Genomic DNA, 20,707 nt, shown 5'->3' with positions numbered 1-20,707 from the left:
ACTGAAGATCAGCCTGTTCTGGCAGTCAGCGTCTCGCCCAGCCAGTTGCCGATCTTGGCGGCCAGCCGGTCGGGCGATACGGGCTTGGGCAGGTAATCGTCCATCCCGGAATCGAGGCATTTCTCGCGGTCGCCCTTGAGGGCGTGTGCCGTCACGCCGATGATCGGGATGCGGTGGCCGCTGACAGCTTCCGAGGCCCGGATGGCGCGGGTTGCCTCATATCCGTTCATGTCGGGCATCGAGACATCCATGAGGATCAGCCTCGGGTTCAGCGCCCGGTGCATGTCGATCGCAGTGCGGCCGTTGCCGGCGATGCGATAGCTGAGGCCGAGCCCATTGAGGATCTGGCTGAACACCAGCTGGTTCACCTCATTGTCCTCGGCAATCAGGATGTCGATCGATCCGTCAGCCATATCATTGCCTGAAACCGAAACGAGGACCGGCTTCTCGATCTTCCGCACGGCCTGTAAAGGCCGTGGCGGTTCGCGCACGAACTGTGTCGCACCCGGCTGCATGCGCGCCTTCTGGATGGTCGATATGATGGTTCCCAGGAGCACGACCGAGCGGGCCGGCTTGGTGAGGTGCGCGGCGATGCCGTAATCGATGACCAGACGGCCGAAATCCACCTGATCGACCGATGTCAGGAGCACCACGGGTATGGAGGAGAAGCGGCTGTCGGTGGCAAGCGCGCGCGCCACGTCCGCGCCGTTCATGCCCGGCATCTGGTAGTCGAGGATGATGCAGTCGACGCAGGCGCCGAGCTGGCTTGCCCGTTCGAGGAAGGCGAGGCCGACGGCGCCGCTTTCGGCGGCTGCGCAATCGAAGCCCCAGCTCCGCAGCTGTTCCAGCAAGATGTCGCGGTTGACCGGATTGTCGTCGATGATCAGCACCCGCGCGCCGGTCACGTCTCCGGGGACGTTCTCGTCGTCTACATGGGTGTCGTGGACCGGCATCGGCACCCTGAACCAGAAGATGGAACCGCGGCCCGGCTCGCTGCTCACGCCCATCTCGCCGCCCATCAGCTCCACCAGACGGGCTCCGATGGCAAGGCCGAGGCCGGTGCCCTCATGGCGGCGGGTCGAGGAGGCGTCCACCTGCGCGAATTTCTCGAACACGCTTTCCAGCTTTTCCGCGGGAATGCCGATGCCGGTGTCCTCGACGCTGACCTTCAGCATTGCGATGCCGTCCACAACCTCGCCGCTGACATCGACCAGGACATGGCCCTTCTCGGTGAATTTCACGGCATTGCCGAGCAGGTTGGTGATGATCTGGCGCAGGCGGCCGGCATCACCCACCATGAAATGCGGCAGGCGGGGATCGACACGCACGATCAGTTCGAGGTTCTTCTCGGCGACGCGCGCCGAAACCAGCGTGGCCACGTCCTCCACGGCTTCGCTCAGCCGGAAGGGCGCGGGGCTCAGCGTCAGCTGGCCTGCGTTGATCTTGGAGAAGTCCAGAATGTCGTTGATGATGGTCAGCAACGCATGGCCGGATTTCACGATCACGTCGGTAAAGGTCTTCTGGCGCGGGGTCAGGTCGGTGTTGGCCAGCAGTTCCGCCATGCCGAGAACGCCATTCATCGGCGTGCGGATCTCATGGCTCATATTGGCGAGGAACTCGGATTTGGCGCGGTCGGCTTCCTCGGCGCGCTTGAGCGATTCCGCCGTGCGGGCGAAGGCGCGCCGGATGGCCTTTTCCATCGGCCGGAAGATCCAGAAGGTGACGCCCGCCAGCGTCAGCGCGAAGACGATCGTTCCCCACATGAGCAGGTTTGATGAGCGGGCATCGGCCAGCCGGCGCTCGCCATCCAGCGCGACGCGCGCCCGCATCAGCAGGGGCTGCGCAAACAGGGTGTTCTGGTTGAGGATGTCGCGGTGGTTCCAGTCGTCGAGGCTTTTTGCCTGCGTCATCAGCGCGAGGTTGCGGGCCATGTCGCGCGCCGACCACATGAGATCGCGATTGACCGAGGCCGCCGCAAGCGCGTCGGTCGTTTTTTGCGTCATCCGGGGCGTGAGTTCCGCCAGATCGTCGGTAATTTCCTCGATGCCCTGCATCAGCTTGCGGGCATGCAGGCCGGCCGATCCGGTAAATTCTTCCTTCGCCGTGACGTGCCATGCGGATGCGGCGTTTTCAGCAAAGTTCGCCGCGTTGTCGAGGCTGGTGCCGAAGCTGGCGATGAGCGCGCTCAGCATGTCGACGCGGTTGCGGTAGGTGTTGATATGGTTGAGGGCCGCGATGAGGCCGATCACCGACAGCGCCAGCACGGTGAGGCCGGAAAGATATCTGATCCGGACCGACCGGATGAACGACGAATATTCCGGCATGCGCAGTCCCCAACCCATCTACGCAATTCCAGAGCGTGTCGCGATCTTTCGGATTCGCGCCTTACGCTTCTGGTCTTGTTCTGCGCAGGTCGTTGTCCCGAAAGCGGCGGTTCGCACTTTCGGGCGACATGCGTCAGTGGCCGGGATTACGCTCCATATACCATTAACATTCCGTTGCGGGCCGGACCGGCGGGATCACCTGTCGCGATAGGCCACGAAGCGGGCGGCCTGCCTGAGGATCGCGGCGTTTTCGCCAAAGGGTTCGAGCAGGCTGGATGCCTGTTCGACAAGGCCGTGAAGCTGGCTGCGGGCCCAGTCCGGCCCATGCAGCGCGGCAAGGGTCGCTTTGCCGGCGGCGGCATCCTTGCCTGTCGCCTTGCCAAGCTGGCTGGCGTCGGCGGTCAGGTCGAGAAGATCGTCGGCAAGCTGGAAGGCAAGCCCGATGGCCGAGCCGAATTCGGCCAGCCGCTCGCGGTCGCCTTCGCCAGCGCCGGCCACGATGGCGCCTGCCTCGCAGGCATAGCGGAACAGTGCGCCGGTCTTCATCGCCTGCAGGCGGATGATGCCGGCTTCGTCGGGTTTTTCCTGCCCAGCGGAAAGATCGAGCATCTGGCCGCCGACCATGCCGCCTGGCCCCGAGGCGCGGGCAAGGCCGCGCACCAGTGCAAGGCGCGCCGCTGGCGGCACGGCTGCCGGGCCCCGGTCATGGGCATCGTCGGAGAGGATATCGAAGGCCAGCGTCAGCAGCGCGTCACCGGCCAGAATGGCGGTCGCCTCGTCAAAGGCCTTGTGGACCGTCGGCTGCCCCCGGCGCATGTCGTCGTCATCCATCGCCGGCAGATCGTCATGAACCAGCGAATAGCAATGCACGCATTCGAGTGCGGCCGCCACGCGCGCCGCTTCAGGCTGACGTGCCTTCGCACCGAACAGGGCGGCACTTTCAATGACAAGGAAGGGCCGCAGGCGCTTGCCGCCGTTGAGCGCGCCATGGCGCATGGCATCGATCAGGCGTTCCGGGCGTACGATCTCGCCGGGCAGCGGGTTCTGATCGAGAATGCTGCGCAGCAGCGTCTCTACGGCCTGAGCGCGTTCATCGAGCAGGGTTTCGAAGCGAATTCGGGCATCGTTTTCCATGCCGGGAGCGGTAGCCGACGCGCAGACATTGCGCAAGAAGCCAACCACCTTTATGCGGGAAGGGAGAAGGCGGGAGCGGCCGGGTGTCGGAACCGATCATAGAGCAGGAGACCGAGGGGCTGGTCCATCGGCAACGGAGCAGGGCTTCCCGATCCCGGGCGAGAGGCGGTCGTCGGGGATGGATTCGCTCGTTCGTGCGGGTTGCGGTGGTCATCGCACTGGTGCCGGCGGTGCTGACCCTGCTTTACCTGCCGTCCTTCGTGCATCCGGTTTCCACGCTGATGCTGAAGGACCTCGCCACGTTTTCGGGCTACGATCGCCGCTGGGTGCCGCTGGACGACATCGCGCCTGTGCTCGCCCATTCCGTGATCATGTCCGAGGACGGGCAGTTCTGCTCGCATCATGGGGTGGATCTGGGTGAATTGCGTGCGGTTGTCACCGATGCGATGTCCGGCGGCGGTGCGCGGGGCGCTTCGACGATCACCATGCAGATGGTGAAGAACCTCTATCTGTGGCACAGGCCGCTCACCACGCTGCGCAAGGGCGTCGAACTGCCGCTTGCGGTCTATGTCGATCTGGTGATGTCGAAACGGCGCATCATGGAAATCTATCTCAATATCGCCGAATGGGGGCCTGGCATCTATGGCATCGAGGCGGCTGCGCAGCACCATTTCGGCGTCTCCGCCTCGAAGCTGACGCGCCGGCAGGCGGCGCTTCTGGCCGTGACGCTGCCCAATCCCGAGGCCCGCAATCCGGCAAAGCCTGGTCCTGGCCTGCGCCGGCTCGCCAACCTGATAGAGCGGCGCGCGGCCCGCTCGGGCAGCTATGTCGGCTGCCTCAAATCGGCGCGCAGCTAAAAAACTTAGCTCCCCCCGCTGGCCAAAAGGCTGCAGGACGTGTATAGGCACGCCACTTTCATCTGGAATTTGGCCCTGCAGGCGGCCCTTGATCAAGGGCGAAGCGGGCTGTCGAACATGAGCGGAGCATATCCATGGCCGTACCGAAGCGAAAAACCTCCCCGTCCAAGCGCGGCATGCGCCGTTCGGCCGACGCGATCAAGGCGCCGACCTATGTCGAGGACAAGAACTCCGGCGAGATGCGTCGTCCGCATCACGTCGACCTGAAGACCGGCATGTATCGCGGTCGTCAGGTTCTGACGCCGAAGGAAGGCTGATCCTTCAGGATCGGCAAGAATTTTGAAGAGACCGCCTCCGGGCGGTCTTTTCGTTTCTGCAACCTGTCACTACCGCGCGCGCAACCCGCCACTACCGCGCGGAGAAACGGACCCGGGCCTCAAACGGCCCAGAACTGGTCAAGCCACAGGTTCAGGCTGACGAAGCCATTGTTGCTGACACTGTAGACGCGACGGGTTCCTTCCGCCTGCGCGCTGACCAGCCCGGCGTCCAGAAGCACCTTCAGATGCTGGGAAACGGCCGGCCGCGAGACGGGAAGCCCCGATGCAAGTTCAGTAACGGTTTTCGGGCCACGCCGGAGTTCCTCCAGAATATAGCGCCGGTTCGGATCGGCAATTGCCATGAATGCATCTGCAAGCATCATGATGCTAGTAGTGCGTCAAACTTGCTTAATTCTCAACCGTCGGTTTCATTTTTTGTGCGGGGATCGAGGGTCAGAGACTGCGGCGTAATCGACCGCTCCACCGGAAGGGTGTTGAAAGCCTCACGATCCTCGATCGGGACCGGAGCCCGGCGCCTGATCCGCAGCATGGTGTAGCCCGCGATCAGAAGATGGGCGAGCGCGGTGGTGAGGAACAGCCCCTCCGGTCGCCACCATTCCATCATGCCCGCCGCCAGCATGGGGCCGATCATGGTGCCGAAGCCGTAGAGAATCAGCAGCCCGCCGGATACCTTGACGAATTCCTCGGCCTTTGCGTGGTCGTTGGCGTGGGCGACCGCAATCGAATAGAGCGTATAGGCGAAGGCGCCATAGGCGGCAGTCATGATCAGCACGAAAATGCCGGAGCGTGGCTGGACCAGAAAGATCAGCACGGCCACGATCGTGCCGCCAAGAGAGGCGGCAGCCAGAACATAACGGCGGTCGGTGCGGTCGGAGAGGCGGCCGGCTGGAAGCTGCATGAAGGCGCCGGCAATGACGACGAGGCTCATCATCAGCGCGATTTCGGCGGTGGAAACGCCGATGCGTGCGCCGTAGACGGCGCCGAGCGTTCCCCATGCGCCATTGGCCACGCCGACCAGAAGGCAGGCCAGCGCTGACACGGGCGAGTTGGCGTAAAGCCCCTTCAGGTCGAGCGACACATCCTGCAAAGGCTGCGGGTGCGAAGCGGTGGAGACTGCCGTGGGAATGAGCGACAGACAGAAGAAGATGCCGGTGATCATGAACAGCGAGGCCGAGCCGACATCGCCCGCGGCGACGATCATCTGCCCGCCCATGATCGAGGCGTAGGTGACCATCATATAGAGGCCGAAGACGGTGCCGCGGTTCTCGTTGGTGGACTTTTCGTTCAGCCAGCTCTCGATGACCATGAATGCGCCGGCCATGACGAAGCCGGTGAAGGCGCGCAGCGTGATCCAAGCTGCCTCGTTGATGACGAGACCGGTGAGCAGGGCGATGATGGCGCCGCAGGCGGCGAAGGTGCCGAAGGCGCGCACATGGCCGGCGCGGCGCACGATGCGCGGGGCGAAATAGCAGCCAAGCACGAAGCCGGCCGCCCATGCCGTGCCGATCAGGCCGAGAGAGGTGGTCGAAAAACCTTCCATCTGACCGCGCAGGGGCAGAAGAAGACCATGCAGACCGGATGCGGCAAGGAGAAAGGCCGTGCCACGCAGGAGGGACAGGATCGGTCTGTAGGCTGCAAGCATCTGGCGGGTCCGGCGTCGAATCAGGTCTGCTGGGTATCTCGGCAGATTGTTTCAGGCTTTTCGGTGGCCGTCTCCCCGGTTGGCGACCATGCCGCGTCGCGATGTGCTGCTTTTCACCGCCTGTCAGCTGCGGCGAAAGAGCGCCTCGGCTGCCGAGCGTGTCGATCCTCTGCTGTGCAGCTCTGTCTCGACGCGTGTGATCTCGCCGCGCAGCATGTCGATGCGCGCCCGCAGATCGTCAATCGAGAGCCGGCTCAGATCCTGGCCGATTTCATGAGGGGTGTTTTTTCTTGCCGGTTCGTCGTGGAAGATCGCCATGGTCGTTCCCCGGAAATCCTTTTGTGTACGGCATCGACAGTTTGCCTGCGCCGTCAATCCGAATAGATAGAAGCATAGATAGGGCAGGTGTCCTGTGCAAACAGGGCTGTCAGAGACGGGAAAGGAAGAGGTCGCATGACGAGGACCGAAAATTTGCCGGAAACCATGACGGCAGTCGCCATTTCGGAACCGGGCGGGCCGGCCGTGCTCAAGCCGGAGCGGCGTGCTTTGCCGCAGCCGGGGCCGGGTGAAATCCTGATCCGCGTGCGTGCCGCCGGCGTCAACCGGCCTGATATCGCCCAGCGCAGCGGTTCCTATCCGCCGCCACCGGGCGCTTCCGATCTGCCGGGGCTGGAGGTGGCCGGCGAGGTGGCGGCCCTTGGAGACGGTGCTGCGCGCTGGCGTGTTGGTGATCAGGTATGCGCGCTGACGCCGGGCGGCGGCTATGCCGAATATGTGAAAGTCCACGCCAGCCATGCCTTGCCGGTGCCCTCCGGCTTCACCCTCACCGAGGCTGCTGCCGTGCCGGAGACCTATTTCACGGTCTGGCACAATGTGTTCGAGCGTGGCGGCCTTCAGTCCGGCGAGACACTGCTGGTGCATGGCGGCACCTCCGGCATCGGCACGACGGCGATCCAGCTTGCCACCGCACGGGGATCGCAGGTGATCGTCACCGCCGGTTCGGCGGAAAAATGCGAGAGCTGTGTGAAGCTTGGCGCCATGCGCGCGATAAACTATCGCGAAGAGGATTTCGTCAAGGTCGTCAGGGAGGTCACGGACGGTAAGGGCGTCAACGTCATTCTGGACATGGTGGGAGGCGACTATGTCGACCGCAACTACATGGCGGCAGCCGAGGAGGGCCGCATCGTGCAGATTGCCGTGCAGGGCGGCATGACTGCGACGGCCAATTTCGCCCGGCTGATGGCCAAGCGGCTGGTGCATACCGGCTCCACGCTCAGGCCGCGCAGCGACGAGTTCAAGGGCAGGATCGCGCAGGCGCTGGAGGCGGAGGTCTGGCCGCTTCTTGCCAGTCGCCGTGTCGCGCCGGTAATGGACATGATCTTCCCGCTTCGGGAGGCCTGGCGCGCGCATGAGCGACTGGAAAGCGGCGAGGCGATCGGCAAGATCGTTCTCGACGTCGCATGAGTGAAAGGTTCGCTTAACCTTTCATTTATGCTGCAATGCACAAACGCATTGCCGCTATGCAAAAGCGTCTGTTCAATAATTGGGCAGGACAGCCTATCTAGAGGGCATCGAATTCATACACCCTTAGGAGGCAAACATGAACCTGATCCAATCTTACAAGAACTGGCGCCGTTACAACGAAACCGTTCGTGCGCTGAACCGCCTGAACACCCGCGAGCTCAAGGATCTCGGCATCAACCGCGCCGACATTCCTTCGGTTGCCCGCGCCGCTCTCTAAGCCTGAGAGCGCCCAAGCAGAGCTGATGTCTGGCACTTGAGAAAGTGCCTCCGGCTCCGAGCCCGCTGGACCTCGTCCGGCGGGTTTTGTTTTTGTGCCTGCCAGATGTGCATTATGTTGCACTGCACATAATAAGATCATTTCGAGCCTGTCGGCCTGTGGCCTTCTCGACATCGGCAGTATCTCCCCCTTATCTGTCCTCCATGGAATCGGGCAAGGACGACACAATCGCGGTGCGAATCGCAAAGGCTCTGGCCGAGCGCATCATTTCGGGTGCGATCGAGCCGGGTGCGCGTTTGCGTCAGGACCATGTTGCGGAGGAATTCGGTGCCAGCCATGTGCCGGTGCGCGAGGCGTTCCGGCGGCTGGAGGCGCAGGGCCTTGCCGTGAGCGAGGCGCGCCGGGGTGTGCGGGTCGCGGCTTTCGACCTCGATGAGGTGAAAGAGGTGGCGGAGATGCGCGCTGCCCTGGAGGTTCTTGCGCTGAAGCATGCGGCACCGCATCTGACGGCCGCGATCCTCGACAAGGCCGAGGAGGCGACGCACGCCGGCGACCGTTCGCGCGATGTGCGCTCATGGGAAGAGGCCAACCGTACCTTCCACCGCCTGATCCTGACGCCCTGCGGCATGCCCCGCCTGCTGGCTGCCATAGACGATCTTCATGCCGCCAGCGCCCGCTTCCTGTTTGCTGCATGGCGTTCGGAGTGGGAAACCCGCACCGATCACGATCACCGGGCAATCCTCAGCGCCCTGCGGCAGGGGCAGGTGGATACGGCGGCCTCAATTCTTGCCCGGCATGTCCAGTGGATCGGCCAGCGCCCGGTGCGCATGCAGTCCGGTGCCACCCGCGAGGCTTTCACAATCGTCGGCTGACGTTGCCGTCGAGGGAACGGACGAATCGGCGGTCTGTGTCGCGGGTGCCGTTTCGATCCCGCGCTTTGATGCGTTGTGCGCGCATGGCGGGCGATGCCCCTGAACCAGTCATTGAAATCAAAATGAAATTTCGGATTCTGCGTGGGTTTTTCCAGCGCCGGAGAGCCGGTTTTTGTCTGATCAGATCAAAAGCACTTGCCTCCGGATTGAAAATATGGATTCGATAATAGATCAGAATCAAAAATTATCTATAATTTGGAGAATGCCAGTGTCGCAGTCAGAAATCCCCACCGTAACGCCCTCCCTCAGCCCGCTTCGCCTGCAGGAGCGACCCCTGCTGTGGCAGGTGGCTGCTATTGCCATCGGTACGCTGTTGCTTGCGCTGTCGTCGCGAATCGAAGTGCCGATGATTCCGGTGCCGATCACCATGCAGACCTTCGCGGTCACGCTGGTCGGCGCGCTCTATGGCTGGCGGCTTGGTGCGCTCACCATTCTGGCATGGCTTGGCGAAGCGGCGATCGGCATGCCGGTGCTAGCCGGAGGCTCAGGCGGCCTGGCGCCTTTCGTCGGTCCGACTGCGGGCTATCTGGCCTCGTTCCCTATCATCGCCGCCCTTGTCGGCTGGCTGGTCGAGCGCGGCTGGAACGGGGATCGCGTGTTCATGGCCTTCGCGGCCATGCTGATCGGCAACGGTCTGTGCCTTGTCATCGGCGCGCTGTGGCTGGCCGGCCTCGTTGGATTTGAAAAGGCGGTGGCGCTTGGCGTCACGCCCTTCATTGTTGGCGGCGTGCTGAAGTCGGCACTCGCTGCCGCCACGCTGCGGCTGTTCCCCCGCGCAAAGACGGAGCGGCAGGCTTCGTGACCATCAGGCTGAGGGCGCATCACCTTCTGTGCATGCTCACCTATGTCGGCAAGGGGTACACGCCTGCCTTCACAGCCAATTATGACGTGATCGCCGGGCGGCTGAGCCGTGGCGAGGACATCGTGATCGTGGAGGGGCCGGACGATGTCTGCGCCCCTCTGCTGTCAGATCCGGAAGCGCATTGCCTCAACGCAAGCGTTCTGGAACGGGATGCGCAGGCCGCCCGCGATGTCGGAGATCTGCTTGGCCGGCGCATCGGTGCCGGCGAACGGATCGCACTTGACGCGATCTTGCTGGAAAAGCTGCGGTCGGGTTTTGCCGCCGGGCTGACACGCACTGCCTGCGTGGGGTGCGAATGGGCGGGATTGTGCACGGACATCGTTGGTGATGCCTATGCCGGCGTGAAGGTTGGCGGGCCGCCCTGCTGACGGCCCGCCTTTCTGGAAATCAGTTGAGCGCGGCGACATTGCCGAGCCGCAGGAACAGGGTTTCGCCGGACGAATCGGCGACGCCGTCATTGTCGGTGACGACGAAGGCTTCGCCGTTCTTGTCGATGGTGAAGCCCTCCACCTTATCGAGCACATAGCCGTTGGTGGCGGCCTTGAGGTCAGGCACCAGGTCGCGCACCAGCGTCTTTTCCACCAGCGGCAGGTCGCCACCCAGTTCCGCCGGCGTGAAGCCATCGAGCGCCACGCTGTAGATGCGCTTCACCTTGGCAGCATCGCCGATCAGATTGTCGCGCTCGACGATGTAGAGCTTGCCGTCATGAGCGGTGATTTCCGACAGGCCCATCCAGCCGCTTTCGGCCTTCTCCAGCGGATAGCGCACGGCCGACCATTCCTTTGCCTTCGGCTTGTAGGCGAGCAGCTTGACTTCGCCCTTCGCATCGTCACCCCATTCGCGCTGCACGGCGGCGATCAGCGTCAGCTCGTCACCTTCGCCAATGGTGGTGATGCCTTCGAGGCCATAGCGGGTCTGATGCGCGACCAGCTCGGCCGGCAGGGCGATTTCCTGTTTGATCTCGCCCTTGGCGTCGACGCGGAAGATGGCATGCGGAACGAGCTTGGCGACGTCGCCTTCATTGGACAGCCAGAACCCGCCTTCGCCGTCCGAAGCAATGCCTTCGAGGTCGAGCTTCTGGGCGGGGTTGCCGCCGCGCGTGATCACGGTCTTGCTTGTGATACGGGCCGGGGACTGGGTGGCATCGATGGTGAAGATCGCCGGTTCCGCGCCATAGACCGAATCGGATACGGCGTAGAGCTTGCCGGGCGCCTCGGAATCGGCGGCGAGGCCCGACAGCGCACCCCAGCCGATCGGCAGGCCGTTGGCGTCGGTGTCGGACCGGATCATCGGGTAGATCGGCTGGCCTTCGGCTCGCTCGAAGATCATCACATGCGAGCGGGCGCCGCCATCCTCGACCAGATCGGTTTCGTTGGCGGTGACGAAGAGGTTGCGGGCGGGAAGCGCCAGCAGGCCTTCCGGGCCGATGCCGGAGGGCAGCGCCTGAAGGAATTTCGGCTCCGCGCCGGTGTCCTCATAGACGCCGACCAGCGAGGCGCGCTCGGCGCCGACGAAGATCAGCTTCTGGTCGCCATAGGTGCCGACCTCCATGCCCTCGGGTTCGATGCCCTTCTTGTTGCGGTGCTCGGGGTAATGGCCGAGCTGCGCCGCGATGTATTCGAATGAAGGGCCGGATTCGTAGAGCACTTCGCCGGTCTTCGAGAAGATGGTGAAGCCGCGCGAGCCACCCTTGTAGTCGCCCTCATTGGCGATGACGAGGCGGTCATTGTCGAGCCATTGCACGGCGTCGGGCTCGCGCGGAGCATTCTCGACCTTGCTCGTGAAGGAGAGCCTGCCGTCCTTCTTGGTGTCGACGTTTTCGAGCGACACCGATCCGGCCGAAAAATGCGAGACGATCTCGCCCGTTTCGGCATTGACGATGGCGATGTGGTTGTTCTCCTGCAGGGTCACGGCGATCTCGCCGGCCTCATTGAAGTCGACGAATTCAGGTTCCGCATCTTCCGGAGCGATCTCGGCAAGGCCGTTCAGGTCGACGGTGCGGATGGTGGCGCAGTCGGGCGCGCCATCCTTCAGCGAGACGATCTTAAGGTTGCCGGCGGGAAGCTGCGGGATCTCGCCGTCGTTGAGGTCCTCGTCGCGCTCGTTCTCGATGGCGACGGCGAGGAAGCGGCCATCCTTGCTCACCGCTACCGAATCCGGCTGGCCGCCGAGATCGCAGGATGCTTCGATCGTCTTCGAGGCGATGTCGATGACCGTCAGGTTTCCGGAAGGCTCGGTGTAGCTCTTCGAGGTGTTGACGCCGGCCAGAACCCTGTTGCCGATGACGGCGACGGAGGTGGGCTCGCCGTCGATCCTTACGATGCCGCCGGCCTTCGGGGCTTTCGGGTCGGTGATGTCGATGAAGCCGATTGCGCCCAGCGGGCTGTCGGAATAGACGAGCGTGTTGCCGTCTTCGGTGGCGGTGATGATCTCGGAGGATGTCGCCGTGGCCGGATCGGTGCCTTCGGGCAGGTTGGAGGCGACCGGGAACGTGGCGATGCGGTTGAAGACCTGATCGGCGTGAGCCGGCAGGGAAACGGATGCGGCAAGTGCGGCCATGGCCGCGACGAGTGACGAACGGGTGCGCATGGGATCTCTTTCCCTCATGAGAAGAATGCGCATTCCCTTTGTGCCATCGGTATTTCAGCCCGATGACGGTTTCGCGACACAAGCATGACGTTCCGGAGCGTGCTTCTTTCGGCCGGGATTTTCTTGCTCTCGGGCACGAACGCGGTTATAGGAAAGCGGATTTTCCCTTTTTCGGTGGCTTGTAAAACCACCGCCCGCGTAACGGGACGCGGGCGAACGAGAGGATTTTATTCGATGGCAAATACGCTTCTCATGCCGAAGGCGACCGCCGTCTGGCTGGTCGACAACACCGCGCTTTCCTTCGACCAGATCGCCCAGTTCTGCGGCCTGCATCCGCTTGAGGTGAAGGCGATCGCGGATGGCGAATCGGCGCAGGGCATCAAGGGCATGGACCCGGTGATCACCGGCCAGCTCAGCCGCGAGGAGATCGCGCGCGGCGAGCAGGACCAGAACCATCGCCTGAAGCTTTCCGAGCCGAAGGTGCGGGTGCCCGAGACCAAGCGCAAGGGCCCGCGCTACACGCCGCTGTCCAAGCGTCAGGATCGTCCCAATGCGATCCTGTGGCTGGTGCGCAACCATCCCGAGCTGAAGGACGCGCAGATTTCGCGTCTGGTCGGAACCACCAAGTCGACCATCGAGCAGATCCGCAACCGCAGCCACTGGAATGCAGCAAATCTGGTGCCGATGGATCCGGTGACGCTGGGGCTGACCTCGCAGATCGACCTCGACATCGAGGTGCAGCGCGCTTCCCGCAACCGCGAGGTTCAGCCCACCGGTGATACGCTGCTGCCGGCTTCCCTCACCGAGCGCCTGGACCCGCAGGCCGATGCACCGCGCGACGAGGATGCGGAGCTGGACGCGGATGCCGTGTTCGCCAAGCTCTCGGCGCTCAAGGGCGTGGAGCCGGAAGAGGACGACGAGGAATAAGCCTCGCCTTATAGTCATTTAGAAAAAGCGCGGGCCTGACCCGCGCTTTTTTGTTGCGGTTTCAGCGGCGGATCAGCCGGGTGACGGCAATGCCGCAAACCATTGAGGCGACGAAGATCAGTGCGGCGGGTTGGCCCAGTCCGAGCGCCGGGATCGAACCGCCGGGGCAGAAACCGGCGATGCCCCAGCCGACGCCGAACAAGCCGGCGCCTGCCAGCAGCGGCAGATCGATGTCTTTGCGGGCCGGCAGGTGGAAAGCTGTATCGAGCAGTGGCGCCGGGTTTTTCAGCACCAGCCGGTAGCCGATGGCCGTGACGATCAGTGCGCCGCCCATTACGAAGGCGAGCGAGGGATCCCATGTCCCCGCGACATCGAAGAAATTCAGCACCTTGGCCGGATTGATCATGCCGGAAAGCGCGATGCCGGTTCCGAACACGAGGCCGATCAGCAGGGCGGTGATCATGCGCGACATCACAGCCCTCCCACGATGTGACGCACGACATAGACGGTGATGCCGGTCGTTGCCATGAAGGTCAGCGTGGCGGCGATGGAGCGCACGGACAGGCGCGCCATGCCGCACACGCCGTGACCCGAGGTGCAGCCGGAACCGAGGGTGACGCCCACACCGACGATCAGGCCGCTGACGATCAGCCAGAATGTCGGCGTGGTGCTGGCAAAGGCGATGTCATGGCCGGTCAGCGCGATGATGAGTGCAGGTGCGGCGATCGCCCCGGCAAGGAAGGCAGCGCGCCAGCCCCAGTCGGCGGCCGCTGGCGGCAGGATTCCGCCGATGATGCCCGATATTCCGGCGATCCGGCCATGCAGCGCCATGAGCAGCACGGCGGCCAGACCGATCAGCGCACCACCGGCGAGCGACGTCAAAGGCGTGAATTCGGTCATCTCCTGCAGGCCTTTCCGTTGGTGGAGCAGCCCAGCATGCAGTAGGCGGGACAGAAGCGCAGGATGCCGGTGATGACGAGGACAAGGCCGACGATGACCGACAGCCACGTCCACAGTGCGCTTTCAAAGAAGGCCCAGCCGGACATGAAGGGCAGGGCAACGAGCAGGACACCGGCGACGATCCTGACGATGCGCTCCGGGGTTCCGATATTGGCGGTCATGGAGTTTTCTCCTGTGAAGCGGTCACTGCCCTATTTGCAGAACAGGGCATGCATGGTGTGGATGAAGGTCGCGATGCGGGGGTCGGCAAGCCGGTAGAAAACCTGCTTGCCCTCCTTGCGGCTGGCAACGAGGCCGGCCTCGCGCAATTCGGCGAGCTGCTGCGACAGGCCCGGCTGGCGGATGCCGAGCAGGTCCTCCAGCTCGCGAACCGAATGCTCGCCATCGACCAGCGCGCAGCACACCATCAGGCGATCCGGGTTGGACACCTTCTTCAGGAAGGCGGACGCCTCGTCGACATTGGCGCGAAGATTGGCGGCCTCGCAGGACAGCTTTTCCGATGTGGTCATGTCCGGTTCACCCCCATGGTGCGCCCTTGAGCAGGTCGAGCGGGATCTTCAGGTAGCGGGTGCCGTTGGCTTCCGGCCCGGGAAGCCGGCCGCCATTGGTGTTCACCTGCAGGGCGTGCAGGATCAGCTTCGGCATCGGCAGGGTGGCGTCGCGCGCCTCGCGGGCGGCGACATAGTCGGCCTCTGTCAGATATTTCGACATGTGGCTGTTTTTCGCCTTCTGCTCGGCCACGGTCGATTCCCACAGCGGTTCACGCCCGCCCGGCTGGTAGTCGTGGCCGGTGAAGATGCGCGTGTCGTCTGGCAAAGCGAGGATCGCCTGGATCGACGCCCACAGGGCCGCAGCGCTGCCTCCGGGGAAATCGGCGCGGGCCGTGCCGCTGTCGGGCATGAACAGCGTGTCATGCACGAAGGCCGCGTCGCCAATCACATAGGTGATGGAAGCGAGTGTATGGCCGGGCGAGAACATCACGCGGGCGGGGATCGAGCCGATCATGAAGGTGTCGCCGTCGGCAAACAGCCGGTCCCATTGCGAGCCGTCGGCCGGGAAATCGGGCCAGTTGTAGAAACCCTTCCAGAGCTTCTGGACGTCGACCACCTTTTCACCGATGGCCGTCGGGGCGCCGGTCTTCTGCTTCAGATAGTGCGCGGCCGAGAAATGGTCGGCGTGGGGGTGAGTGTCGAGGATCCATTCGACCGTGAGGCCCTTTTCCTGCACGAAATCCAGGATTCGGTCGGCATTGGTGGAGGCGGTCTGCCCGGACTTTTCATCGTAGTCATAGACCGGGTCGATGATGGCGCATTTGCCGGTGGCCGGGTCGGCCACGACATATTGCACCGACCATGTGCGCGGATCGAAGAATGCAGTGACGTCCGGTTTCTGGCTCATGCGATGTTTCCTCTGGCTTGCCGGATGGTTCATCCGGTCACATCTTGATATTTGCATAAATATGATTGCAAAAAAATGCAATCGTTATCTTGAAGAAACAAAGACCAGAGGTGGTCGGCCGGAAAAACAAGGCGGCGTTTTAGTCGCCGAGCAGGGTTCTGGTCAGGGGATGATCGGGGTCGGCAAGACCGTCGATAACGTTGAAGTGATGCCGGTCGGGTTCCGCCACGGCGGCGGTGCGCGCGCCAAGTCCGGTCCAGATGTTGGCCAGAAGCGCGTTCTGGCGCAGGAATTCCGCTCGCTCCGCGGCGCCGACCCAGCAGGTGAGGCGGATGCCTTCGCGCGGCTGCAGCAGGGCGGGGCTCTCGGCCAGCGCCTCGGCCTCGTAGATGTGCAGCGTTGCGTTCATGCCGGTGCGCATCAGCGGTCGCAGGTCGTGCACGCCGGAGATCGACACGACATGGCGGATGCGGGCCTGTACGGCTTCCGGCATTGGCGCACTGGCGCTTGCCATGCGCGACACGAGATGGCCGCCGGCGGAATGGCCGGTGAGCATCAGCGGGCCGTCGATCTCGCCGGCGGCGAAGGCGATGGCGGATGCGACCTCGCGGGTGATGCCGGAAATGCGGATGTCCGGGCACAGCGTGTAGGAGGGCATCGCCACCGCATAGCCATGGGCGAGCGGCCCGGCCGCCAGATGCGACCAGTAGCTCTTGTCGAGCCCCATCCAGTAGCCGCCATGCACGAAGACCACAAGTCCGCGTGGGCTGGCTTCCGGCAGAAACAGGTCGAGCCGGTTGCGGGCGGCATCGCCATAGGCGAGGTCGATTTTCGCGCGTCCCTGCGCCGCCAGTTGCTCGCGGAAGCTCTGTGCCGGCTCCACCCATGCCGCGGGCCAGCGGTCGCCGCCGGGTATATGCGCGCCATTGGTGTAGGCGTCGCTCCAGTCCTCGATATGGCGGCTCAGCATGGTCGGTTCTCCGGTCTTTCGGTATCTGTGCAGAAAGCCCTGCGCAGGGCGGCGAAGTCAATTCCCGTCGCAATCATCGTAGCGAAGAAACTTTAGGCTTGAAATAATTTTCGGCCGGTGTCATTTTTTCTTCTGTCGACGATGCCGGCGTGCCCCTTCCGGGAAGCGCGGATGCCGGGCCGGGGGAGGAACCGGCCGGCAACGATCCGGCGCTCCATGCTGAGCGGGCCCCGGCAGTCGTCGCAGGGAGGACATCACGCGCATGCTTGGGCCTACGGCACATATCGACACCTTCACCCGTGACAACCTTCCCCCGCAGGAAGAGTGGCCGGATTTCCTGCTCGACGGGTTCGACTATCCCGAATTCATCAATGCGGGCCACGAACTCACCGACCGGCTGGTCGAGCAGGGTTTTGGCGATCATACGGCGCTGATCGGCAACGGTCGGCGGCGCACCTACAAGGAACTGTCGGACTGGACCAACCGCCTCGCCCATGCGCTGGTCGAGGACTACGGCCTGCAGCCCGGCAACCGGGTGCTGATCCGCTCCGCCAACAATCCGGCCATGGTGGCCTGCTGGCTGGCTGCGACCAAGGCGGGCGCTGTTGTGGTCAACACTATGCCGATGCTGCGGGCAGGGGAACTGGCGCAGATCGTCGACAAGGCGGAAATCTCGCTGGCGCTGTGCGACACGCGGCTGATGGACGAGATGGTGGCCTGCGCCAAGGACAGCCGTTTCCTGAAGAAGGTGATCGGCTTCGACGGCACCGCCAACCATGACGCGGAGCTGGACCGCATCGCGCTCGGCAAATCCGTGCGCTTCGAGGCGGTGAAGACCGGCCGCGACGATGTCGCCCTGCTCGGCTTCACCTCGGGCACCACCGGCGTGCCGAAGGCGACCATGCATTTCCACCGCGACCTGCTGATCATCGCCGACGGCTATGCGAAGGAGGTTCTGGACGTGACGCCGGACGATGTGTTCGTCGGCTCGCCGCCATTGGCCTTCACCTTCGGCCTTGGGGGGCTGGCGGTGTTTCCGCTGCGTTTCGGGGCGACGGCCACCCTGCTTGAAAACGCCTCGCCGCCCAACATGATCGAGATCATCGAAACCTACAAGGCGACCATTTCCTTCACCGCGCCCACCGCCTACCGGGCGATGATGAAGGCGATGGATGAGGGGGCGGACCTGTCGTCGCTGCGTGTCGCGGTGTCCGCTGGCGAAACGCTGCCGGGGCCCGTCTTCGAGGAATGGGTGCAAAAGACCGGCAAGCCCATTCTCGACGGCATCGGCGCGACCGAAATGCTGCATATCTTCATTTCCAACCGCTTCGGCGACATGCGCGCCGCTTCAACGGGCAGGCCCGTGGGCGGATATGAGGCGCGCATCGTCGACGATGACATGAACGAGGTGCCGCGCGGCACGGTGGGCCGGCTCGCCGTGCGCGGCCCGACCGGCTGCCGCTACATGGCGGACGAGCGCCAGCGCGCCTATGTCCGCGATGGCTGGAACCTCACCGGAGACACCTTCGTGCAGGACGAGGACGGCTTTTTCCACTTCGCCGCCCGGTCCGACGACATGATCGTCTCGGCCGGCTACAACATTGCCGGGCCGGAGGTGGAAGCCGCGCTGCTTGCCCATGACGATGTGGCCGAATGCGCGGTGATCGGCGCGCCCGACACCGAGCGAGGCCAGATCGTGGAAGCCTATGTGGTGCTGGCGCGCGGCATGGCGGGCGATGCGGAGATGGTCAGGCGCTTGCAGGATCACGTCAAGGCGACTATCGCTCCCTACAAATATCCGCGCTCGATCCGCTTTCTCGATGCCCTGCCCAAGACGCAGACGGGGAAGATTCAGCGCTTCAGGCTCAGAGTGGAGCGCCAATGAGCGACAAGCCCTACGATCCGTCCGCCGAGGGCGCGCAGATGTCCTTTCGGGGGCGCATGTCCTATGGCGACTATCTGCGGCTGGACAAGGTGCTCGACGCGCAGGAGCCGCTTTCGGCCGCGCATGACGAGATGCTGTTCATCATCCAGCACCAGACCTCCGAATTGTGGATGAAGCTGGCGCTGCACGAACTGCGTTCGGCCATTGCCTGCGTGCGGCGCGGCGAGGTGCGGCCCTGCTTCAAGATGCTGACGCGGGTGGCGCGCATCTTCGAGCAGCTCAACAGCGCCTGGGACGTGCTGCGCACCATGACGCCCAGCGAATACACCGAGTTCCGCGATTCGCTCGGCCAGTCTTCCGGCTTCCAGTCGTGGCAGTATCGGGCGATCGAGTTCCTCGCTGGCAACCGCAACCTCGCCATGCTGGGGCCGCACAACCATCGCCCCGATGTGGTGGCGAAGCTTGAGGAAATTCTTAGCCAGCCCTCGCTCTATGACGAGGCGATCCTGCTGCTTGGGCGCAGCGGCTTCGACATCGGCGCGGACGGCCGGCGCACGGACTGGCGCGAAACGCGCACGGAAAGCGAAGCCGTTCTGGAGGCGTGGCGGGCGGTCTATCACGAGCCGAACCGCTACTGGGAGCTTTACGAGCTGGCCGAGAAGCTGGTCGATTTCGAGGATTATTTCCGCCGCTGGCGCTTCAACCACGTCACCACGGTGGAGCGGGTGATCGGCCTGAAGCGCGGCACGGGCGGCACCGGCGGCGTTTCCTACCTGAAACGGATGCTTGAGGTTGAACTGTTTCCGGAACTCTGGAAAGTTCGGACACGGCTGTAGAAAACGTCTGCGGACGGGGAACTCTGGGAGGAGAACAAGATGAAAAGAATTCTGACGGCGAGCCTGCTCGCGCTTTCAATGACGGCGGCCGGCGCAGCACTGGCTGATCCGGTCAAGATCGGCGTCATCACCACGCTTTCGGGCGGCGGTGCCGGACTTGGCGTCGACACGCGCGATGCCCTCGTTCTGGCATTCAGGAAGTCCGGCAACACGGATGTCGAGCTGGTCATCGAGGACGATGCGCAGAAGCCGGAACTCGCCGTGCAGATCGCCGAAAAGATGATCCAGAGCGACAAGGTCGATCTGATGACCGGCATCATCTGGTCGAACCTTGCCATGGCGGTGGTCCCGAACACTGTGGCGCAGGACGTGATCTATCTCTCGCCCAACGCCGGCCCCTCGGCGCTCGCTGGCGCCAACTGCAACAAGAATTATTTCAACGTCGCCTACCAGAACGACAATTTCCACGAGGCGATGGGGCAGTACGCCAATCAGGATTACAAGAAGACCTTCATCCTCGCGCCCAACTATCCGGCCGGCAAGGATTCGCTGACCGGCTTCAAGCGCTACTACAAGGGCGAGCTGGCCGGCGAACTTTACACGCAGGTCGGCCAGACCGACTATGCGGCCGAGATTGCGCAGATCCGCGCTGCGGGCGCGGATTCGGTGTTCTTCTTCCTGCCCGGCGGCATGGGCATCGCCTTCATGAAGCAATATGCGCAGTCGGGCGTCGGCCTGCCGGTGCTTGGTCCGGGCTTCTCCTTCTCTCAGGACGTTCTGCCGGCCGTGGGCGATGCCGCGCTCGGCGTGAAGAACTCGGCGAGCTGGTCGAAGGACCTCGACAACGAGGCCAACAAGGAGTTCGTCGAAGCCTTCCAGGCCGAATATGGTCGCCTGCCGTCCATCTATGCGGCGCAAAGCTGGGATACGGCGAACCTCATCCTGTCGGCGCTCGCCAAGGCCGACGTCAAGGACAAGGACGCCTTCCGCGCGGCGCTTAAGGCAGCGGATTTCAAGTCGGTGCGCGGCGAGTTCACCTTCAATACCAACCAGCACCCGATCCAGAACATCTATGTGCGCGAGGTGGTGAAGGAAGGCGATGTGCTGACCAACAAGATCATCGCCACCGCCTTCGAGAAGCATGGCGACGCCTATGTCGAGCAGTGCAAGATGTAGCCTTTTCTCTCCTGCGGGAGAATGAAGCCTCTTCTTGTTTCCGCTGCCTGAACGGGTTTATCCCGCTGCCGGTTTCCCGTCTTCCTGTGAGTCGGAAAACCTGCAGGGGATGTGAACCCCGCAACAGGTGGATCCA

23 protein-coding genes are annotated in these 20,707 nt (G+C 63.6%); 11 read left to right on the top strand and 12 right to left on the bottom strand.

Annotated elements, in window-relative coordinates:
- Positions 1 to 8 precede the first annotated feature (8 nt).
- Positions 9 to 2,324, bottom strand: coding sequence for a response regulator (locus HNR59_RS01970; RefSeq protein ID WP_183831256.1), 2,316 nt, complete (start codon positions 2,322 to 2,324; stop codon positions 9 to 11).
- Positions 2,325 to 2,519: 195 nt separating this feature from the next.
- On the bottom strand, positions 2,520 to 3,458 hold the full coding sequence (locus tag HNR59_RS01965; protein ID WP_183831254.1) for a polyprenyl synthetase family protein: 939 nt from the start codon (positions 3,456 to 3,458) through the stop codon (positions 2,520 to 2,522).
- An 83-nt stretch (positions 3,459 to 3,541) separates the two neighbouring features.
- Between HNR59_RS01965 and mtgA the strand changes: the two genes are divergently transcribed.
- Positions 3,542 to 4,315: a monofunctional biosynthetic peptidoglycan transglycosylase gene (mtgA, locus tag HNR59_RS01960; protein ID WP_183825221.1), complete on the top strand. Its 774-nt coding sequence runs from the start codon at positions 3,542 to 3,544 to the stop codon at positions 4,313 to 4,315.
- A gap of 134 nt (positions 4,316 to 4,449) precedes the next feature.
- Positions 4,450 to 4,632 (top strand): 50S ribosomal protein L32, encoded by a 183-nt coding sequence (rpmF, locus tag HNR59_RS01955; protein ID WP_183825218.1) that lies wholly within the window; start codon positions 4,450 to 4,452, stop codon positions 4,630 to 4,632.
- A gap of 119 nt (positions 4,633 to 4,751) precedes the next feature.
- Here rpmF and HNR59_RS01950 read toward each other — a convergent pair whose 3' ends face one another.
- The 3 genes from HNR59_RS01950 to HNR59_RS01940 all read right to left on the bottom strand — a co-directional run bounded on the left by HNR59_RS01950 (position 4,752) and on the right by HNR59_RS01940 (position 6,613).
- Positions 4,752 to 5,015 (bottom strand): ArsR/SmtB family transcription factor, encoded by a 264-nt coding sequence (locus HNR59_RS01950; protein ID WP_183825215.1) that lies wholly within the window; start codon positions 5,013 to 5,015, stop codon positions 4,752 to 4,754.
- A 32-nt stretch (positions 5,016 to 5,047) separates the two neighbouring features.
- Positions 5,048 to 6,295 carry an MFS transporter gene (locus tag HNR59_RS01945; RefSeq protein WP_183825212.1) on the bottom strand — a complete coding sequence of 416 codons (1,248 nt, stop codon included), beginning with the start codon at positions 6,293 to 6,295 and terminating at the stop codon, positions 5,048 to 5,050.
- Positions 6,296 to 6,418: 123 nt separating this feature from the next.
- Complete coding sequence (locus HNR59_RS01940; protein ID WP_183825209.1) at positions 6,419 to 6,613, bottom strand: DUF1192 domain-containing protein; 195 nt, start codon at positions 6,611 to 6,613, stop codon at positions 6,419 to 6,421.
- 135 nt (positions 6,614 to 6,748) lie between these two features.
- Between HNR59_RS01940 and HNR59_RS01935 the strand changes: the two genes are divergently transcribed.
- The 5 genes from HNR59_RS01935 (at position 6,749) to HNR59_RS01915 (ending at position 10,198) form a co-directional block, all read left to right on the top strand.
- The gene (locus HNR59_RS01935; protein WP_183825206.1) at positions 6,749 to 7,759 is read left to right on the top strand and encodes an NAD(P)H-quinone oxidoreductase; all 1,011 of its coding nucleotides are present in this window, start codon (positions 6,749 to 6,751) and stop codon (positions 7,757 to 7,759) included.
- A gap of 136 nt (positions 7,760 to 7,895) precedes the next feature.
- Positions 7,896 to 8,036: a DUF1127 domain-containing protein gene (locus HNR59_RS01930; protein WP_183825203.1), complete on the top strand. Its 141-nt coding sequence runs from the start codon at positions 7,896 to 7,898 to the stop codon at positions 8,034 to 8,036.
- 203 nt (positions 8,037 to 8,239) lie between these two features.
- Positions 8,240 to 8,908, top strand: a complete 669-nt coding sequence (locus tag HNR59_RS01925) for a GntR family transcriptional regulator (protein WP_183825200.1) — start codon at positions 8,240 to 8,242, stop codon at positions 8,906 to 8,908.
- A gap of 268 nt (positions 8,909 to 9,176) precedes the next feature.
- Positions 9,177 to 9,770: a biotin transporter BioY gene (locus tag HNR59_RS01920; protein ID WP_343060584.1), complete on the top strand. Its 594-nt coding sequence runs from the start codon at positions 9,177 to 9,179 to the stop codon at positions 9,768 to 9,770.
- Entirely contained in the window at positions 9,767 to 10,198 is a 432-nt protein-coding gene (locus tag HNR59_RS01915) for a DUF1284 domain-containing protein (protein WP_183825195.1), read from the top strand. The genes HNR59_RS01920 and HNR59_RS01915 overlap by 4 nt, the downstream gene beginning before the upstream one ends.
- A gap of 19 nt (positions 10,199 to 10,217) precedes the next feature.
- Here HNR59_RS01915 and HNR59_RS01910 read toward each other — a convergent pair whose 3' ends face one another.
- Positions 10,218 to 12,419 carry an esterase-like activity of phytase family protein gene (locus tag HNR59_RS01910; protein WP_183825191.1) on the bottom strand — a complete coding sequence of 734 codons (2,202 nt, stop codon included), beginning with the start codon at positions 12,417 to 12,419 and terminating at the stop codon, positions 10,218 to 10,220.
- Between the two features lie 234 nt (positions 12,420 to 12,653).
- Between HNR59_RS01910 and HNR59_RS01905 the strand changes: the two genes are divergently transcribed.
- Positions 12,654 to 13,346, top strand: coding sequence for a DUF1013 domain-containing protein (locus HNR59_RS01905; RefSeq protein ID WP_183825188.1), 693 nt, complete (start codon positions 12,654 to 12,656; stop codon positions 13,344 to 13,346).
- Between the two features lie 61 nt (positions 13,347 to 13,407).
- On the opposite strand, the gene HNR59_RS01900 is transcribed toward HNR59_RS01905, so the two are convergent.
- The 6 genes from HNR59_RS01900 to HNR59_RS01875 all read right to left on the bottom strand — a co-directional run bounded on the left by HNR59_RS01900 (position 13,408) and on the right by HNR59_RS01875 (position 16,674).
- Positions 13,408 to 13,818: a DUF6691 family protein gene (locus HNR59_RS01900; protein ID WP_183825185.1), complete on the bottom strand. Its 411-nt coding sequence runs from the start codon at positions 13,816 to 13,818 to the stop codon at positions 13,408 to 13,410.
- Complete coding sequence (locus HNR59_RS01895) at positions 13,818 to 14,246, bottom strand: YeeE/YedE family protein (RefSeq protein WP_183825182.1); 429 nt, start codon at positions 14,244 to 14,246, stop codon at positions 13,818 to 13,820. Before HNR59_RS01895 ends, HNR59_RS01900 begins: the two co-directional genes overlap by 1 nt.
- The gene (locus tag HNR59_RS01890) at positions 14,243 to 14,467 is read right to left on the bottom strand and encodes a YgaP family membrane protein (protein ID WP_183825179.1); all 225 of its coding nucleotides are present in this window, start codon (positions 14,465 to 14,467) and stop codon (positions 14,243 to 14,245) included. Before HNR59_RS01890 ends, HNR59_RS01895 begins: the two co-directional genes overlap by 4 nt.
- 30 nt (positions 14,468 to 14,497) lie before the next feature.
- Positions 14,498 to 14,815 (bottom strand): ArsR/SmtB family transcription factor, encoded by a 318-nt coding sequence (locus HNR59_RS01885; protein ID WP_183825176.1) that lies wholly within the window; start codon positions 14,813 to 14,815, stop codon positions 14,498 to 14,500.
- 7 nt (positions 14,816 to 14,822) lie between these two features.
- On the bottom strand, positions 14,823 to 15,704 hold the full coding sequence (locus tag HNR59_RS01880; protein WP_183825173.1) for an MBL fold metallo-hydrolase: 882 nt from the start codon (positions 15,702 to 15,704) through the stop codon (positions 14,823 to 14,825).
- Between the two features lie 139 nt (positions 15,705 to 15,843).
- The gene (locus HNR59_RS01875; RefSeq protein WP_183825170.1) at positions 15,844 to 16,674 is read right to left on the bottom strand and encodes an alpha/beta hydrolase; all 831 of its coding nucleotides are present in this window, start codon (positions 16,672 to 16,674) and stop codon (positions 15,844 to 15,846) included.
- A 262-nt stretch (positions 16,675 to 16,936) separates the two neighbouring features.
- Here HNR59_RS01875 and HNR59_RS01870 point away from each other — a divergent pair, with 262 nt between their 5' ends.
- The 3 genes from HNR59_RS01870 to HNR59_RS01860 are packed head-to-tail and all read left to right on the top strand — an operon-like array spanning position 16,937 to position 20,571.
- On the top strand, positions 16,937 to 18,559 hold the full coding sequence (locus tag HNR59_RS01870) for an AMP-binding protein (protein WP_183825167.1): 1,623 nt from the start codon (positions 16,937 to 16,939) through the stop codon (positions 18,557 to 18,559).
- Complete coding sequence (gene kynA, locus HNR59_RS01865) at positions 18,556 to 19,395, top strand: tryptophan 2,3-dioxygenase (RefSeq protein ID WP_183825164.1); 840 nt, start codon at positions 18,556 to 18,558, stop codon at positions 19,393 to 19,395. The genes HNR59_RS01870 and kynA overlap by 4 nt, the downstream gene beginning before the upstream one ends.
- 39 nt (positions 19,396 to 19,434) lie before the next feature.
- Positions 19,435 to 20,571: an ABC transporter substrate-binding protein gene (locus tag HNR59_RS01860; protein ID WP_183825160.1), complete on the top strand. Its 1,137-nt coding sequence runs from the start codon at positions 19,435 to 19,437 to the stop codon at positions 20,569 to 20,571.
- The last annotated feature ends 136 nt before the right edge of the window (positions 20,572 to 20,707 follow it).

The organism is Aquamicrobium lusatiense (genome assembly GCF_014201615.1).
Taxonomy (GTDB): Bacteria; Pseudomonadota; Alphaproteobacteria; order Rhizobiales; family Rhizobiaceae; genus Mesorhizobium; species Mesorhizobium lusatiense.
This window is presented reverse-complemented; position numbering and strand designations above follow the sequence as displayed.

What these genes read in the sequence shown, in the direction of transcription:
- HNR59_RS01970 (WP_183831256.1), bottom strand. Translation starts at nt 2,324, where the DNA reads ATGCCGGAATATTCGTCGTTCATCCGGTCGGTCCGGATCAGATATCTT.
- HNR59_RS01965 (WP_183831254.1), bottom strand. Translation starts at nt 3,458, where the DNA reads ATGGAAAACGATGCCCGAATTCGCTTCGAAACCCTGCTCGATGAACGC.
- rpmF (WP_183825218.1), top strand. Translation starts at nt 4,450, where the DNA reads ATGGCCGTACCGAAGCGAAAAACCTCCCCGTCCAAGCGCGGCATGCGC.
- HNR59_RS01950 (WP_183825215.1), bottom strand. Translation starts at nt 5,015, where the DNA reads ATGATGCTTGCAGATGCATTCATGGCAATTGCCGATCCGAACCGGCGC.
- HNR59_RS01945 (WP_183825212.1), bottom strand. Translation starts at nt 6,295, where the DNA reads ATGCTTGCAGCCTACAGACCGATCCTGTCCCTCCTGCGTGGCACGGCC.
- HNR59_RS01940 (WP_183825209.1), bottom strand. Translation starts at nt 6,613, where the DNA reads ATGGCGATCTTCCACGACGAACCGGCAAGAAAAAACACCCCTCATGAA.
- HNR59_RS01935 (WP_183825206.1), top strand. Translation starts at nt 6,749, where the DNA reads ATGACGAGGACCGAAAATTTGCCGGAAACCATGACGGCAGTCGCCATT.
- HNR59_RS01930 (WP_183825203.1), top strand. Translation starts at nt 7,896, where the DNA reads ATGAACCTGATCCAATCTTACAAGAACTGGCGCCGTTACAACGAAACC.
- HNR59_RS01925 (WP_183825200.1), top strand. Translation starts at nt 8,240, where the DNA reads ATGGAATCGGGCAAGGACGACACAATCGCGGTGCGAATCGCAAAGGCT.
- HNR59_RS01910 (WP_183825191.1), bottom strand. Translation starts at nt 12,419, where the DNA reads ATGCGCACCCGTTCGTCACTCGTCGCGGCCATGGCCGCACTTGCCGCA.
- HNR59_RS01905 (WP_183825188.1), top strand. Translation starts at nt 12,654, where the DNA reads ATGGCAAATACGCTTCTCATGCCGAAGGCGACCGCCGTCTGGCTGGTC.
- HNR59_RS01900 (WP_183825185.1), bottom strand. Translation starts at nt 13,818, where the DNA reads ATGTCGCGCATGATCACCGCCCTGCTGATCGGCCTCGTGTTCGGAACC.
- HNR59_RS01895 (WP_183825182.1), bottom strand. Translation starts at nt 14,246, where the DNA reads ATGACCGAATTCACGCCTTTGACGTCGCTCGCCGGTGGTGCGCTGATC.
- HNR59_RS01890 (WP_183825179.1), bottom strand. Translation starts at nt 14,467, where the DNA reads ATGACCGCCAATATCGGAACCCCGGAGCGCATCGTCAGGATCGTCGCC.
- HNR59_RS01885 (WP_183825176.1), bottom strand. Translation starts at nt 14,815, where the DNA reads ATGACCACATCGGAAAAGCTGTCCTGCGAGGCCGCCAATCTTCGCGCC.
- HNR59_RS01880 (WP_183825173.1), bottom strand. Translation starts at nt 15,704, where the DNA reads ATGAGCCAGAAACCGGACGTCACTGCATTCTTCGATCCGCGCACATGG.
- HNR59_RS01875 (WP_183825170.1), bottom strand. Translation starts at nt 16,674, where the DNA reads ATGCTGAGCCGCCATATCGAGGACTGGAGCGACGCCTACACCAATGGC.
- HNR59_RS01870 (WP_183825167.1), top strand. Translation starts at nt 16,937, where the DNA reads ATGCTTGGGCCTACGGCACATATCGACACCTTCACCCGTGACAACCTT.
- kynA (WP_183825164.1), top strand. Translation starts at nt 18,556, where the DNA reads ATGAGCGACAAGCCCTACGATCCGTCCGCCGAGGGCGCGCAGATGTCC.
- HNR59_RS01860 (WP_183825160.1), top strand. Translation starts at nt 19,435, where the DNA reads ATGAAAAGAATTCTGACGGCGAGCCTGCTCGCGCTTTCAATGACGGCG.